Origin of the sequence: Paracoccus sp. pheM1 (assembly GCF_018499825.1) — a bacterium.
Lineage (GTDB): Bacteria > Pseudomonadota > Alphaproteobacteria > Rhodobacterales > Rhodobacteraceae > Paracoccus > Paracoccus versutus.
Genome location: NZ_JAGXCX010000001.1, coordinates 816,531 through 830,873, shown reverse-complemented (window position 1 = coordinate 830,873; position 14,343 = coordinate 816,531). Strand labels below are relative to the sequence as shown.

Sequence of the window (14,343 nt, the reverse complement as noted above, 5' to 3'; positions counted from 1 at the left end):
ATGCCCAATCCCACCGAGGCCGCCCGGATCCTTCAGAAACTGCGGAACCTCCGCGTCGATACGCCAAGGGACGCCGCATTCACCACCCATCTCGACCGGCTGCTCTGCCGGGATGAGGCGGGCAACCTCTTGCCCGAGCCGCAGCGCTTTTCCGCGGGGCGAGAGACCCACGGCGTGATGGTGGTGGATGGTGCCGGTGGCGGCAAGACCACGCTGATCTCCCGCGCCCTGGAACGGCACCCGGTTCTGTCCGGAGCGACGGGGCGGCACTATCTCGATGCCAGCGTGCCCACCCCGCCACCTTCAAGAGCATGACCGCTGCGCTGTTGCAGCGCAGCGGTTACCCGGTGATCACCGCCAACCGCGAAGGCTGGGGCCTTTGGGAAACCCTCCGGGGTCGGCTCAAGGATCTGGGTATCGTTGTTCTCTGGATCGACGAGGCGCATGACCTGTTTTGCGCCGATCGCCACCTGATCCTGCGCGCCCTCAAATCCCTCATGCAGGGGGACGAGGCCGTCATCCCGATCCTGTCCGGCACCGAGAGGCTGCACGAGATCGTCCGTTCCGATCCTCAGGTCCAGCGTCGGCTTTCGACGCTGATCCTGCCGCCGGTCTCGGAGGTGACGGATGGGGCAAGCGTCGTTCGGGTGATCCGGGAATATTGCCGGATTGCGGGGCTTGAGCCGCCGCTTGACGCAGATCTGATCCCGCGCCTGTTCCATGGCGCGCGTTATCGCTTTGGCCGCTGCATCGAGACCCTGGTCGGCGCGATCGAATTTGCCCTGGCGGCGGGGGCATCCCGTCTGGACATCGCCCATTTTGCGGAATTCTGGGCGATGCAGGAGGGCTGTCCGCCCGGCGGGAATGTCTTCCTCGCCCCGGACTGGCCGCAGATCGACCCCGACCGGAACGAGGCCGACGATCCGCCTGCTCGCGCGCGGGCCCGGCGGCGGCGGGCCTGAGCATGGCCCGCCTTTTTCCCCTGCTGCCGTTCCGGGCGGACGAGACCCATTGGTCCTGGGCGGCCCGCATGGCCGCTTTCCATATCCGCGGCCCCATCGAGACCTTCCTGCGTGATCTCGGCCTTGATCCTTTTGTTCTGTCCATCGGCGATCCGGATGAGGTGGCCCGCCTTTGCGCAACCGCCGGGCAGGATCCGGGACCGGTGCTGCGCAACACCCTGATGCGGCACACCAGCCGGAGCTGGCGGCTTGGTGAGGAGATCCTGATCGACAGCCTGCGCCCGCAGCAGGATCTGCGCTTTTGTCCGGCCTGTCTGGCCGAGGACGATGCGGTCGCCAAGGTGGCAGGTCAGAATATCGCCATCCACCGGCGCGAACGGCTGATCTGGCGGCTGAAGCCGGTCCGATCCTGTCCGACACATAGGCTGCCCCTGATCCGCCGGGATGGGCCTGGTGGAGCGGACGGCAAGGGCGTCTTTGCAGACAGCGTTCCGGAAAACACCGCTAGGTTGCAGGATCTTGCAGGCTGCGCTGCGCCCTGCCCCGGATCCCCGCTCCAGACCTATATCGCTGACAGGATTGCAGAACGCCCCGGTCCGGTATGGCTGGACAGCCTGCCGCTCGAACAAAGTATCCGGGTGACGGAGTTGTTGGGCACCGCTATGGAGTTCGGGCCATATGCCGCTTTCGACGACCTATCAGTCCAGGATCAGATGCTGCAACCACTTGTGGCTGGATCTACACCGCCAAAGGGGTGGCGGGAATCCGCGGCGCATTGCAGATCCTTCAGACCGGGTTTGACCCCGAGCGTTCTCCCTGCCGCATCAAAAACTGGGGAGCTTTCGGGTCGTTGCTCGACGAACTCCACCATCCCGCACCGGGCAGCCCGTTCCGCAGAATCTTCGAAGAGCAATTCGAGAGCATTGGTGGAATCCTGATCCGCTATCGGCAGGCCCAGTCCGGCCCTGCCCTCCATAAGATGCCAGACTTCGTCACGCCGCCTTCGGGCGGCCTTTTTCTTTGGCCATCACGCAACATTTCGATGGTCAATAATCGCGCGTAGAATGGTCAAAGCGGGAAAACAGGCATCCATGAGATAACGTAAAATCAATCAGTTACCACAATACGGAACCCTCTCAATGGCCATTATACGCGCGATTAATGTCCACTGTGCGGGCAAGGTTTCAACATAATCATTTTATTGCAAGGGTTTGCTTGGAATCCAGCGCATGGCGTTGACACCGGGCGCCGTGTCCTGGCGCCGGGATCCGGCAGGTTGACTTGGAAGGCCGCTGTCAAGGTTCTGGCAACTGCTGCGGGACGTGACGAGCATCCGCCCGACGCCATCGCTTCCGGGCCTGCGAAACCTCGTCGAAGCGCCGGGGAAGCGCCGCTTTTCCGAACGGCGGCGCTATGCCCGCAGGATACCATCATGCGACCCGATGCTGCTGTTCCCTGCCCTGAATCGGAGACTTGGATTTCCGCGCAAAATAATGATTTAAAAGATAAATTAAAAGACTCTCCGTCGCACAGCCGGGCCCAAGCACATGCGTCATGAAGGCGCCAGCTCTGCCGCTCTACGGTCCTGTTCCGCAACAACGACCGCCGCCCAAGGCCGATCATGAACAACCTGATCGGCCCCTGCCCCGCAAGCTTGGCGACCGGATGATCTTGCCGAGGACGCCGTGCCGCCTGTCTTCCGTGACGCAGGGGGCGGCTCTCATCGACCGCCGACGGGGATGTCGGGAAACAGCGGGCCGGCGGGAAGGTCGCATGCCTCCAAGGCCGGGGCATGGATCCTGATAAAGCTCACGGCCTCGAAACGCCGCAATCCATGCCGAAACGCCGGTGATCGTCCGCAAGGACGATGCGTCCTGGCAATGCCTTTTGCCTTCCCCTCCGGCCTCGCCGCGGGCCGGCCGCGGCCAGGGTTTCGAGGGCGGCCTGGACGCCGATCCCCTCGACGCGCATGCTCCATGCTCCATGCTCCATGCTCCATGCTCCATGCTCCATGCTCCATGCTACGGGCGGGGCGGCCGCGCGCCCGCCCAGGTCACGGCCTGCTGGCCAGCAGGGACCGCAACTGCGTGGGAAACAGCTGCAGCAGCAGGGTTTCTGTCACCGCGTCCTCGGCTTTCGCGACAAAGACCCGCAGGTCGATGGGGCTGTCGTCGCGGGGCACCAACTCCTCGGGCCCGCCGAAGCCAAGGTCGAACATGGCGCGCCAGGTCGGGCGGCCGACGACCGGATAGACCGCGTCGTTGGACACCACCCCGCGCGAGGCGGTGATGTTGAGATGCGGCTTGTCGCCGGGGGCCAGCGAATGGGGCGTGAAGTCGCAGACGATCTTCACCGTCTCCTGCGGGCGCGGCTGGCCGGGCACGCCGCCGGCACCGATGCGGACCGCGACGAACTGCCCGGTGCTGCCGGCCAGCGGGCTGTCCTCGAGCCAGGACAGCCGGTAGTCCAGCCGGTATTCGTCGCCGGCCCTGGGCGGGGCGGCGGGCTGCCAGAAGGCCACGATATTGTCGTGGATCTCGTCATCGGTGCTGAGTTCGACCAGCGTGACCGTGCCCTCGCCCCAGTCGCCGCGGGGCGCGACCCAGGCGCTGGCGCGCTTTTCGTAGAAGACGCCGTCGTCCTGATATTGCTCGAAACTCCTTTCGCGCTGCATCAGCCCGAAACCCTTGACCGAGGGCGCGGTGAAGGTGTTCGCCATGGTATGGGGCGGGTTGTTCAGCGGCCGCCAGATGCGCTCGCCCGCATGGGTCAGGATCTCGAGCCCGTCCGAATCGTGGATCTCGGGCCGCCAGTCCGGCGCGATATGCGGCGTGTTCTTGCCGAACCAATACATCGAGGTCAGCGGCGCGATGCCCAGCCGCTCGACCCCCTCGCGCAGGAAGATGCGGGCGGTCACGTCCTGCTCGATGCCCTTGCCGCGGCGCGAGACGATGCGATAGGCGCCGGTCGCGCGCGGGCTGTCGAGCAGCGCATAGGTGGTCATGCCGCTGTCGGTTTCCGGCTCGAGCCAGAAATGGGTGAACAGCGGGAATTCCTCGGGCCCGTCGGGGATGGCGGTGTCGATCGCCAGGCCGCGGGCCGAAAGGCCGAACTGGCCGCTGTAGCCCGAGGTCCGCCAGTAGGAGGCGCCCAGGAACGCCATCCAGTCGCGCCCGGTCTGCGCATCCATGACGCTGAAGCCGGCGAAGCCGTCGGTCCGGGCCAGCCGCCGCGCCGGATTGTCGTCGGGGATGTCGAAGAGATCCAGCGAAAACGGGATCTCGCTTGCCATGCCGTCCCGGAGCGCATGGATGTGGACCGGTTGCTTGAAATAGCGGCCGGGAAAGAAGAACCGCACCCGCGAGGCGGCCGGCTCATCGCCCCAGAGCGCCTGGTCCTGGCGAAAGCGGATCTCGTTGTGGCGGTCGTAATCCACCTGCTCGAGGATCTCGGCCTCTTCGATCTCGGGCGGCTGGTAGGCGGCCTGCGCCAAGGCCCGCGCCCGCTCGGTCAGGATATCGAAGGAGAACGCCTCCGGCTCGGCACCGCCGGCGATGCCGTCCGCCGCGCGCGCGATCCGCGGCAGCAGGAAGAAGGCGCCGCCGCCCAGGGCGGCCTGCAGCACGGTGCGGCGAAAGAGTTTTTGCGAATGCATGATGCCCCAAGGATCAGGTGATTCAGTCGCTTGCCATCGGGGCCCAGCTGCGGCCGCATTTCAAGGCATCGATCCCGCATTGGCCGAGTCTTGCCGATCGGTGCCGCCGGGCAAGGCGCATTGCAGCCGGCCAGACGGCGCTCAGCCCCCGGCCCTCAGCCCCCCGCGGGCGGCCACATGCGCTGCCACACGCCGTCGCGCCGGATCAGCGCGTGCTGCAGCGCCGCGCCGACATGCACCGCCAGCACCGCGATCAAGAGCAGGGCCGCGATGAAATGCAGCCCCTGCGCGGCGGCGGCCAGGGCTTCGGATTTCGGCAGCCAGGGCCCTGCCCCCATGGCGTCGAGCAACTCGATGGGAAAGCCGCCGGCCCGCACCCGGACGAAGCCGCTCAGCGGCATGACGACCAGCAGGACGTAAAGCGCCAGATGCGAGGCGGCCGCCGCCCGCCTCTGCCAGCCGGGCACCGAGGCCGGCAAGGGCGGCGGCGGATGCAGCCGGCGATAGACGATCCGCGCCAGGATCACCGGGATCAGCAGCGTGCCGGTGTTCTTGTGAAAGATGAACAGCGCGTCCTGCAAGCCGCGGTCCAGCCCCTCGCGCGTCATGGTCAGCCCCGCCGGGATCATCAGCAGCACGGCAAGCGCGACGATCCAGTGAAACAGGCGGGCGGGCGTTCTGTAACCCAAGGGGGGCTCGCGCATCGGCTGGCTCCTTTTCACTATCCTATCGCAAAACCCCGCCCCGCGCAAAGCCGTAGCATCTTGACGGAACCCACGCTTGGCGTAGCATTTTCCCATGACCGACCCCGATCACGGCCCGCTTGCGCAGCCGCCCCGCCCGGCGGCTGGAATACCGGCGCAGGTCGCCGCCGGCGCCGCGATGGGCGTTTTCGCGATGCAGGCGCTGCGGCTTGGCGGGATCGGCGGCGCGGCCGGGGGCTGGCTTGCCGCAAGCGCGCTTTATCTGGGCTGCTGCGCCATGATCCTGGCGCAAATGCGGCGCAGCTATCCGCATGACCGGATCGGCGGCTGCAACGCGGTGACGCTGCTGCGCGCGGCCATCACCTGCGCCTTGCTGGCGCCGCTTGCGGATGGCGTGGCGGCAGGATGGGCGGTCGCGGTCGCCGGGGGCGTGGCGCTGGTCCTCGACGGAGTCGATGGCTGGCTGGCGCGGCGGTCGGGGCTCGTCTCGGGCTTCGGGGCGCGTTTCGACATGGAGGTGGACGCGGCTTTCGCCCTGGCCCTGGCGCTGCATGCCTGGCTGGGCACCACGCTGGGGCCGGGAGTGCTGTTGCTGGGGGTGCTGCGCTATGGCTTCGTCGCGGCCGGCCTCGCCCTGCCCTGGCTGCGGGCCGAGCTGCCGCAGCGGCTGCGGCGCAAGGCGATCTGCGTGCTGCAGCTCGGCACGCTGATCCTGCTGCAGACGCCGCTGCCGAGCCATGCGCAGGCCGAGTTCCTGGCCTGGTTCGCCACGGCGGCGGTGGTGCTGTCCTTTGCGCTCGACATCCGCTGGCTGTGGCGGCGCCGGCCATGACCATGCGCAGGGCCTTGCCGCTGCTGCTGTCGGCGCTGGCGATCCAGCTGGCGCTGATCGTGCCGGGCGCCGCGATCCGCCCGACGCCCGAACTGCCGGCGCTGCTGCTTTTGCTGGTGCTGGGCGGCAGCGTGGCGCGCCTGCCGGCCGCGGCGGCGCTTACGCTGCTGGCGATGCAGAAGATTGCCGACCTTGCCATGGTGGCATCGCTGGGGCGGCCCTTCAACGTCGCGGCGGACCTGCCGCTGCTGGACGCCGCGGTGCGGCTGACGGGTGGCACCTTCGGCCCGCTGGCGGGTCTCGGCCTCGTCCTGGCCACTGCCCTTGCCGCATCGGGCATCGCCGCGGCGCTGTGGTGGGCGACGGGGCTCTGGGCCCGCCCCGTCGCGGGGCAAGGCGCGCGCATCGCCCTTGTCGCGGCCATCGGGCTGGTCCTGCTGCCCGCCATGGCCCCAAGGCCGGAGAATGCGCGCTATGCGTTTGAGCGCGCCCGGCTGGCCGCCGGCACCTTCGCCGCGCTGCGCGACTTCCGCGCGGCGGCGGCAAACGACCCGATGGCGGGCCGGCCGGGACTGCTGGGTGCCATCGACCGCGACGTGCTGGTGATCTTCGTCGAAAGCTATGGCCGGGCCAGTTTCGCGACCCCCTTCTACGCCGAAACCCATCTCGCCACCCTGCGCCGGGCCGAGGCCGATCTGGCGCGCGCCGGCCTTGCCATGCGCTCGGGGTATCTGGTCTCGCCCACGCAGGGCGGGCAAAGCTGGCTGGCGCATGCGACCTTCGCCTCGGGGCTTTGGGTGGGCGACCAGTCGCTTTACCAGGCCGCGCTGGCCAGCGGGCGGCAGGGGCTGTTCCACCACGCGCAGCGCGCCGGTTTTCGCACCGCGGCCGTCATGCCCGCCATCACCCGCCCCTGGCCCGAGGCGGCGCAGATGGGCTTCGACCGCATCCTGGCCGCATCGGACCTGGGCTATCGCGGGCTGCCCTTCAACTGGGTCACCATGCCCGACCAGTTCACCCTGACCGCCGCCGACCGCCTGCTGCGCCATGATGGGGGCGACCCGCTTTTCGCCCAGGTGGCGCTGATTTCGTCCCATGCGCCCTGGGTGCCGGTGCCGCGGCTGATCGGCTGGGACGAGGTCGGGGACGGTTCCGCCTTCGCCGCCATGGCCGTCGCCGGGGAAAGCCCGCAAGAGGTCTGGCGCGACCGCGACAACATCCGCCGGCATTACCGCGACGCCATCGACTATGCCTTGCAGACCGTCATGGCCTATGCGCTGCGCCATGCGGGTGACGCGCCGCTGATCCTGGTGCTGGGCGACCACCAGGCCGCGCAACGCATCGCGCCGGACGGCGGGCGCGACGTGCCCATGCATGTGATCGGCCCCGCGGCGCTGGTCGAACGCAGCGCCGCGTGGGGCTTTGCCCCCGGCCTGGTCCCCGGCGCGGACAGCCCCTCGATCCCGATGGACCGGATGCGCGACCTGATCCTGCAAGGCTTTGCCGCGCCGGATGCGGGGCCGAGGGAACGCCTCGCCCGCCACGGTCGTTCGTCCCCTGCCCCACCATGACCCGAACGGAGGTGCCCCGATGACCCATTCCCCGCCGACACGCCGCCGGATCCTGCAGACGGGGGCGGCGGGGCTGGCGCTCGGCCTCTCGGGCCTGCCGCACCGGGCGCGGGCGCAGGAGGAGGCCGTGGCGCTGCAACTGTCCTGGCTGCATTCGGTGCAATTCGCCGGCAGCTACATCGCGCTGCAGAATGGCTGGTGGCGCGAGGCGGGGCTGGAGGTTTCGCTGCTGCAAGGTGGCCCGAACGCGCCGGTCGAGCCGCCGGTGGTGGCGGGCACGGCGCTGGTCGGCATCTCGGCCGCCGACTATGCCGCGGCGGCGGTGGCGCAGGGGGCGCCGTTCCGCATCATCGGCGTCGCCATGCAGAAGAACCCCTTCGCCATCGCCTCGCTGCCGGGCAATCCCGTGGAAACCCCTGCCGACCTGCCGGGGAAAAGCATTGGCATGGCCATCGCCAACACCCCCGTCCTGCAGGCGCTGTGCAAGCTGAACGACGTGGATTTCGACGCCATCCGCATCGTGCCCACGCAATATTCCGCCCAGCCGCTGATCGCGGCCGAGGTGGACTGCCTGCTCTGCTGGGAAACCGACCTGCCGGTCGCCATGGCGATCCAGGGCATCGAGGCCCGCACCATGCTGATGGCCGATCACGGCTATGCCCTGCATTCCCAGACCTATATCGCGACCGAGGACAGCCTGGCCCACCGCCGCGAGGCGCTGGTGGCGCTGATGGCCGGCGAGGCGCGGGGCTGGGAGGCGTGCCGCGCCGACAGCGATGCGGCGGCCGAACTGACCGTCGCCCTGTTCCCCGATGCCGGGCTGGACCTGCCCACGCAGAAATTGCAGGCGCGCCGGCAATTGCCGCTGATGTTCTCGGAGCTGACCGAGACGCACGGTTTCGGCTGGTGGAGCGACGAGGCGGTCGAGGCCAATATCCGCACCCTCTCGCTGCTGGGCCGCGAGGTGACGCCCGCGCTCTGGGACCGCTCGATCCTGGAGGCGGTCCATGCAGGATAGCAGCGCCGGGATCAGTTGCCGGGCGCTGACCAAGACCTGGCCCGGCGGCGTGCAGGCGGTTGCGGGCTTCGACGCCGATTTCGCCGCGGGGCAGACCACGGCGCTGATCGGCCCCTCGGGCTGCGGCAAGTCCACGCTGCTGCGGCTGGTCGCGGGGCTCGATCTGCCGGACGGCGGGCAGGTGCGCATCAATGGGCTGGACCCGGCCCATCAGCGCCGGCGGGGCGCGATCTCGATCGCCTTCCAGGATCCCTCACTGCTGCCCTGGCTCAGCGCCGCGCATAACGTGGCGCTGGCGCAAAAGCTCGCCCGCCAGCCCGCCGATCCGGGCAAGGTCGCGCATCTGCTGCGACTGGTCGGGCTGGAGGGCTTTGCCGCCACCCGCCCGGCGGCGCTGTCGGGCGGCATGCGCCAGCGCGCCGCCATCGCCCGCGCGCTGGTCACCGCGCCGCAGGTGTTGCTGCTGGACGAACCTTTCGGCGCTGTCGATGAACTGACCCGCCGCCAGCTGGCGCAGGATCTGCCGCCGCTCTGGCAGGCGCAGGGCACCACCGCGCTGCTCGTCACCCATTCGCTGGCCGAGGCGGTGTGGCTCGCCGACCGCATCCTGGTCCTGTCGCCCCGCCCGGCGCGGATCATCGCCGACATCGCCGTGCCGCTGCCCCGTCCGCGCCGTCCCGGACTGGCCGACAGCCCCGCCTTTCGCCACATCGAGGCCGAGGCGCGGGCGGCGCTCTCTGCCCCCGCCTCGGCCTGCCCATGAGGAATGCGCTGGCCGGGCTTATCCTGCTGCTTGCGCTGTGGCAGGCCGCGGCGCTGGCCCTGGCGGGCCGCCACCTGATCGCCGGCCCGGTCGAGGTCGCGCAATGGACCGCCGCCCATGCCGGGCTGCTGTCGCGGGCGCTGGCCGTGACCGGGACCAATGCGGCGGCGGGCTTCCTGCTGGGGAACCTGGCCGCGGTGGCGCTGGCGGGTGTGGCACTGCTCTGGCCCCGGCTGACCGGGCTGGTCTCGGGGCTGGCGCTGGTGGTCTTTTGCCTGCCGCTGGTGGCGACCGGGCCGATCCTGCGGGTGATGATGGGGCCGGGCGAAGGCCCGCAGATCGCGCTGGCGGCGCTGGCGGTCTATTACACCACGCTGATCCCGCTGCTGGCCGGCCTGCGCGCCGTGCCCGCCGCCTGGCTGGACCTGGTCCATGTCTATGGCCGCGGCCGCTTGGCCGAGCTGCGCCATGTCCGGCTGCGCGCCGCCCTGCCCTATCTGGTCGCCGGGCTGCAGATCTCGGCCCCCGCCGCCTTCCTCGGCGCGCTGGTGGGCGAGTTCACCGGGGCCGAGCGCGGCATGGGCGTGCTGACCATCCGCTTCACCCGCGCGCTGGACGTGCCCGCGCTCTGGAGCATCGCCGCGCTGGCCGCCGCCGTCGCGGTCGCGGCCTATGCGCTGATCGGCGCGGCGGCGCGCCGCTTCCTGGATGGATCGCCGCCCGTGCTGCTGGCCCCGCCGGGCGCCGCGCCCGGCTCGCGCCGCGCGGCGCTGGTCTCGACGCTCGCGGTGGTCGCGACCGTGCTTGCCGCGTGGTGGGCGGCGTTGCGGCTGGCCGGGCTCAGCCCGTTCTTCGCCAAGCGGCCGGGGGACGTGCTGGCGGCGCTGGCCTGGGCCCCGGATGCCGCCCAGACCCGGCAGACCCTGGCGCAGGCGCTGGCGCAGACCGGCGCCCATGTGCTGCCGGGCTATGCGGCAGGGCTGGCGGCGGGCGCGGGCCTCGCCGTCCTGCTGGCGCTGCTGCCTGCGCTCTCGGCACTCGTCACCCCGCTCGCCATCGCGCTGCGCGCCATCCCCATCGTGACCACGGCACCGCTGATCGTGCTGCTGGTCGGGCGCGGCGCGGCGGGGGTGGTGGTGCTGGTCGCGGTCATGGTGTTCTTTCCGACCTTCGTCGCCTGCCAGCACGGGCTGCGGCAGGCGCCGGGCCAGATCCTCGACGTGTTCCGCACCTATGCCGCCGGCCGCTGGCGGCAGATGGTCCATGTCCGCATCCCGGCCATGCTGCCCGCGCTTTTCGCCTCGGCGCGGATGAGCGTGCCGGCCGCGGTGCTGGCCGTCACCGTGGTCGAGTGGCTGGCGACGGGCGGCGGCATCGGCGGGCTGATGGCGCTGTCGGCCTCGGTCTCGGATTACGACATGCTCTGGTCCTCGGTGGTGCTGGTCACGCTGCTCTCATGGCTGGGCCATGCAGGCGTCGGCGCGGCCGAGCGCCGCGTGCTGGCCCGCTATGCCCCCGAACAGGTGCGCCCATGACCCCACCCTGCGACGCCGCCTTCGCCATTCCCGGCGACATCGACACGCTGACCGGCGGCTATATCTATGAACGCCGGCTGCTGGAGGGGCTGCGCGCCCTGGGCCACGACGTCCGCCACCTGCAGCTGCCTGCCAGCTTCCCCGACCCCGCCCCGTCCGAGATGGCGGCGGCCGTCGCGGCGCTGGTGGCCGAGGACCGCCCGCTGATCGTCGACGGGCTGGTCTTCGGCGCCATCGACACCGCCGGCCTCGCCCAGGTCCGCGCGCCCATCGTGGCGATGATCCACCACCCGCTGGCGATGGAGACCGGCCTAGATCCTGCGCGGCGCGCGCATCTCTACCGGACCGAGCGCGACAACCTGCGGCTTGCGCGCCACGTGCTGGTTCCCAGCCCCCATACGCGCGCCCTGCTGACCGAACGCTACGGCGTGCCGCCCGACCGCATCACCATCGCCCGGCCGGGGGTCGAGCGGCCATGGCTCGTCCCCGCGCCCCTGACCCCGCCGCTGATCCTGTCGGTGGGCATCCTGCATCCGCGCAAGGGCCATGACGTGCTGATCAAGGCATTGGCAAAGCTGGAAGATATGGACTGGCAGGCGGTGATCGTCGGCAATCCCTGGGACCGCGCCCATGCCGCCGCGCTGGCCCGGCAACTGGCCGAAAGCCCGGTTTCGGATCGGGTGGTGCTGGCGGGGCGGGTGGATGCCGAGCGGCTGGAACAGCTTTACGCAAGCGCCTCGATCTTCGCGCTGGCGACGCGATACGAGGGGCACGGGCTGGTCTTCGACGAGGCGCTGGCGCATGGCCTGCCGATCGTCGGCTGTGCAACGGGCGCCGTCCCCGATACCGTGCCCGCGGCCGCCGGGCTGCTGGTGCCGCCCGACGACCCGCCGGCCTTTGCGGCCGCGCTGCGCCGGCTGCTGGGCGAGGCGCCCCTGCACGCACAGTTGCGCGACGCCGCGCGCCGGGCCGGCGAGGCCCTGCCCGGCTGGCGGGAAACCGCAGCCGTTGCCAGCCGGATCCTGGAGCGCTGCGCCCTGCCGCGATACAGGGCAATCAGGTCTGCCGGCGATCGCGATTGACGCAAGGCGCCCAAAGCGGACCTTGCAGACCCGACGGCCAGTTCAGGAACCACGGCTTAGCCCGTCAAAGCGGAAACGACAGCCGTCGCATCAAGACCCCGCCCCCGGCTCCCGGCTCCCGGCTCCCGGCTCCCGGCTCCCGGCTCCCGAAAGGAAGGCCCGCGACGGCGCCGGATGGAAAGCCATGCCGGCTTTCTCTGCACCGCCCCTCGGGCCGGCGCGCGGGCTTGATCGGATATAGGCAGACCTTAGTCCACGCCTGCCCGAGTCCGCTGCCGGGCGCGGAGCAGGCTGCGCATCGGAACCTCGAAATGGCGGTAGACCAGCGCCGAAAGCCCCAGCGTAACCAGCAGGGTTGCCGGCACGAACAAGGCCTGCCGGACCGTATCGGGCAAGAACCCAGCCAGCTTCGGCCAGGCAAGGTAGCCCGTGCTGATGACCGGGACATGCAGCATGTAGATGGTATAGGAGATGTCCCCGAGCCAGACCGGCGCGCGGGCGGACAGCAGGCGGCCCAGAACGCCCCGGTCCTCCCAGGTGGACAGGATGCAGATGGCAAAGAGCGGCACCATCCAGAGCAGTTCGAGACGGGCATGCATCATGCCTGCCAGCGCAACGACGCAAGACAACTGAATCAGCGACAGCGCCCTGTCCGACAATCCGGTCCAGGAATGACGATAGTGGCACAGGGCATACCCCAGCAGGAACCCCGGCACCGCCCGCAGCAGGGCAATGCGTTCCCAGCGCAGCCCGTAATGCTGCATCAGGATCTCATGCGCCGCGAGCCCCGCTATCGCCAGCACGACGAAGACCTCGGGCCCAGGGCGCAGGCGCATGAGCAGGCCGCAACCCAGAAGCGGAAACAGCAGATAGGCGGCGAACTCGCCACTGATCGACCAGCTTGGAAAATTCAGGGAAAACTGGTCCTGGAACCCCCAGGCCTGCACCAACGCTACCGTTCGCAACGCTTCCTGCGAAAGCTCGGCCGAAAAGGGACCGCCATAGATCACCAGCAGGGACATCCACGCCAGCGTCAGCAGATGAAGCGGATAGATCCGTGCGAACCGGCTTTGCAGGAAATCGCGCGGACTGAAACGGCTGTCGAAACCGTCGGCGGCATAGACGAGTGTCATCACGAAGCCGCTCAGCATGAAGAACAGGTCGACCATATGCGTCGCGCTCATCACGAAGCCGGTTCTGCCGTCGATGGCCGCGCCCCAGGGAAAGGCGTGGCGGTAGTGATAGAGAACCACCAGCAACGCGGCTATTCCGCGCAGCGCCGTATGGGATCGGATATGTCGGCGATGCATCATCGGGCCTGGACTTCGGGTGACGGAGAGGATTCTGAGCCGGGGACATGCCCACCGTAAGGTCGTGTCGAATGCGGCGGCAATTCCCCCAGATTGGTTCCGGGTCGAGCGGTGAGGTCAAGTTTGGCAAACTTTACGGGCAGATGTCCATCACCGTCGCCACGAACCGCGCTGTCGGTGAACGGCCCACCCTTCCCGGTGGCGCCGAGAGGACCGTCGCAATGCCATCGGCCATCCCGCACCCTGGGACGAAGAGACAGCAACCGTCCTGCTTGAGATGGTCCGCTGCGCCGGGTCGCGGCCTGCGATGCGACAGGCTGGTCCTGACCGTGGACAGGCAGATGCCGCCCAAGCGCGAAGAAAAATCAGCGCAATGGCTTCGGCGCGCCCTTTCGACCGATGCCGTGGAACCTCGTCGACATGCTGCGCCATCCGCGCTGGCCATGGGAGGTGATCCCGCGGCCGGCCCTGCGGCGCCGGATGCCGAGCTATGGCCATTACCCGCCCGAGGTCCGCGCCGGCCCGCTGTCGCCGGCTATGGCCGAGGAGTTGTGCCTTCATCCCGCGCTGACGGGACGGGATTTCCGCGCGCTGTGCCTGAAAGGCGGGCTGTCCGCCGAGGGCGCCGATGCCATCGTGGTCTCGACCCATGGCGGGCGGAGTTTCGACGGCCTGCCGCCGCCCGCCGAGGCCCTGCCCCGCATCGCCGCTGATCCGGGAGCGGTTCCCGAACTGCTGGCCGAGAGCGGCGTCCGGCGCGGTTCGTGCGTGCTGAAACACCGGGCCTTCGGCGCTTCGGCGGTGCAGCTTGGCCGCGCGCCGCTACGGGATCTTGCCGCCGGCGGCGAGGCTGGGGCCGGGGCGCTGCCGGCAATGGCCGAGATGCGGGCGGCGATGGGTTTTCTTGGCGT

12 protein-coding genes are annotated in these 14,343 nt (G+C 69.6%); 9 read left to right on the top strand and 3 right to left on the bottom strand.

Features of this window, described 5'->3' with window-relative positions:
• From KF941_RS04125 to KF941_RS04115, 3 genes are read left to right on the top strand one after another with little or no spacing between them, the layout of a single operon-like run.
• Window positions 1-315, top strand: a complete 315-nt coding sequence (locus KF941_RS04125; protein ID WP_214272613.1) for a hypothetical protein — start codon at window positions 1-3, stop codon at window positions 313-315.
• Window positions 312-962: a TniB family NTP-binding protein gene (locus KF941_RS04120; RefSeq protein ID WP_214272612.1), complete on the top strand. Its 651-nt coding sequence runs from the start codon at window positions 312-314 to the stop codon at window positions 960-962. Before KF941_RS04125 ends, KF941_RS04120 begins: the two co-directional genes overlap by 4 nt.
• Window positions 963-964: 2 nt before the next feature.
• Window positions 965-1,900: a TniQ family protein gene (locus KF941_RS04115; protein ID WP_214272611.1), complete on the top strand. Its 936-nt coding sequence runs from the start codon at window positions 965-967 to the stop codon at window positions 1,898-1,900.
• A gap of 1,115 nt (window positions 1,901-3,015) precedes the next feature.
• Here the strand turns inward: KF941_RS04115 and KF941_RS04110 are convergent.
• Entirely contained in the window at window positions 3,016-4,617 is a 1,602-nt protein-coding gene (locus KF941_RS04110; RefSeq protein WP_214272610.1) for a glucan biosynthesis protein D, read from the bottom strand.
• A 155-nt stretch (window positions 4,618-4,772) separates the two neighbouring features.
• Window positions 4,773-5,321, bottom strand: coding sequence for a cytochrome b (locus KF941_RS04105; RefSeq protein WP_072464007.1), 549 nt, complete (start codon window positions 5,319-5,321; stop codon window positions 4,773-4,775).
• Window positions 5,322-5,415: 94 nt separating this feature from the next.
• Between KF941_RS04105 and KF941_RS04100 the strand changes: the two genes are divergently transcribed.
• The 6 genes from KF941_RS04100 to KF941_RS04075 are packed head-to-tail and all read left to right on the top strand — an operon-like array spanning window position 5,416 to window position 12,122.
• Entirely contained in the window at window positions 5,416-6,153 is a 738-nt protein-coding gene (locus tag KF941_RS04100; RefSeq protein ID WP_052096219.1) for a CDP-alcohol phosphatidyltransferase family protein, read from the top strand.
• Window positions 6,150-7,724, top strand: coding sequence for a sulfatase-like hydrolase/transferase (locus tag KF941_RS04095; protein WP_214272609.1), 1,575 nt, complete (start codon window positions 6,150-6,152; stop codon window positions 7,722-7,724). Before KF941_RS04100 ends, KF941_RS04095 begins: the two co-directional genes overlap by 4 nt.
• A gap of 19 nt (window positions 7,725-7,743) precedes the next feature.
• Entirely contained in the window at window positions 7,744-8,742 is a 999-nt protein-coding gene (locus KF941_RS04090) for an ABC transporter substrate-binding protein (protein ID WP_036759605.1), read from the top strand.
• On the top strand, window positions 8,732-9,505 hold the full coding sequence (locus tag KF941_RS04085; RefSeq protein ID WP_214272608.1) for an ABC transporter ATP-binding protein: 774 nt from the start codon (window positions 8,732-8,734) through the stop codon (window positions 9,503-9,505). Before KF941_RS04090 ends, KF941_RS04085 begins: the two co-directional genes overlap by 11 nt.
• Window positions 9,502-11,040, top strand: coding sequence for an ABC transporter permease subunit (locus tag KF941_RS04080; protein WP_214272607.1), 1,539 nt, complete (start codon window positions 9,502-9,504; stop codon window positions 11,038-11,040). Before KF941_RS04085 ends, KF941_RS04080 begins: the two co-directional genes overlap by 4 nt.
• Window positions 11,037-12,122: a glycosyltransferase family 4 protein gene (locus tag KF941_RS04075; RefSeq protein WP_214272606.1), complete on the top strand. Its 1,086-nt coding sequence runs from the start codon at window positions 11,037-11,039 to the stop codon at window positions 12,120-12,122. The genes KF941_RS04080 and KF941_RS04075 overlap by 4 nt, the downstream gene beginning before the upstream one ends.
• Before the next feature lie 248 nt (window positions 12,123-12,370).
• On the opposite strand, the gene KF941_RS04070 is transcribed toward KF941_RS04075, so the two are convergent.
• Window positions 12,371-13,432, bottom strand: coding sequence for an acyltransferase (locus KF941_RS04070; protein WP_276315855.1), 1,062 nt, complete (start codon window positions 13,430-13,432; stop codon window positions 12,371-12,373).
• Window positions 13,433-14,343: the final 911 nt, after the last annotated feature.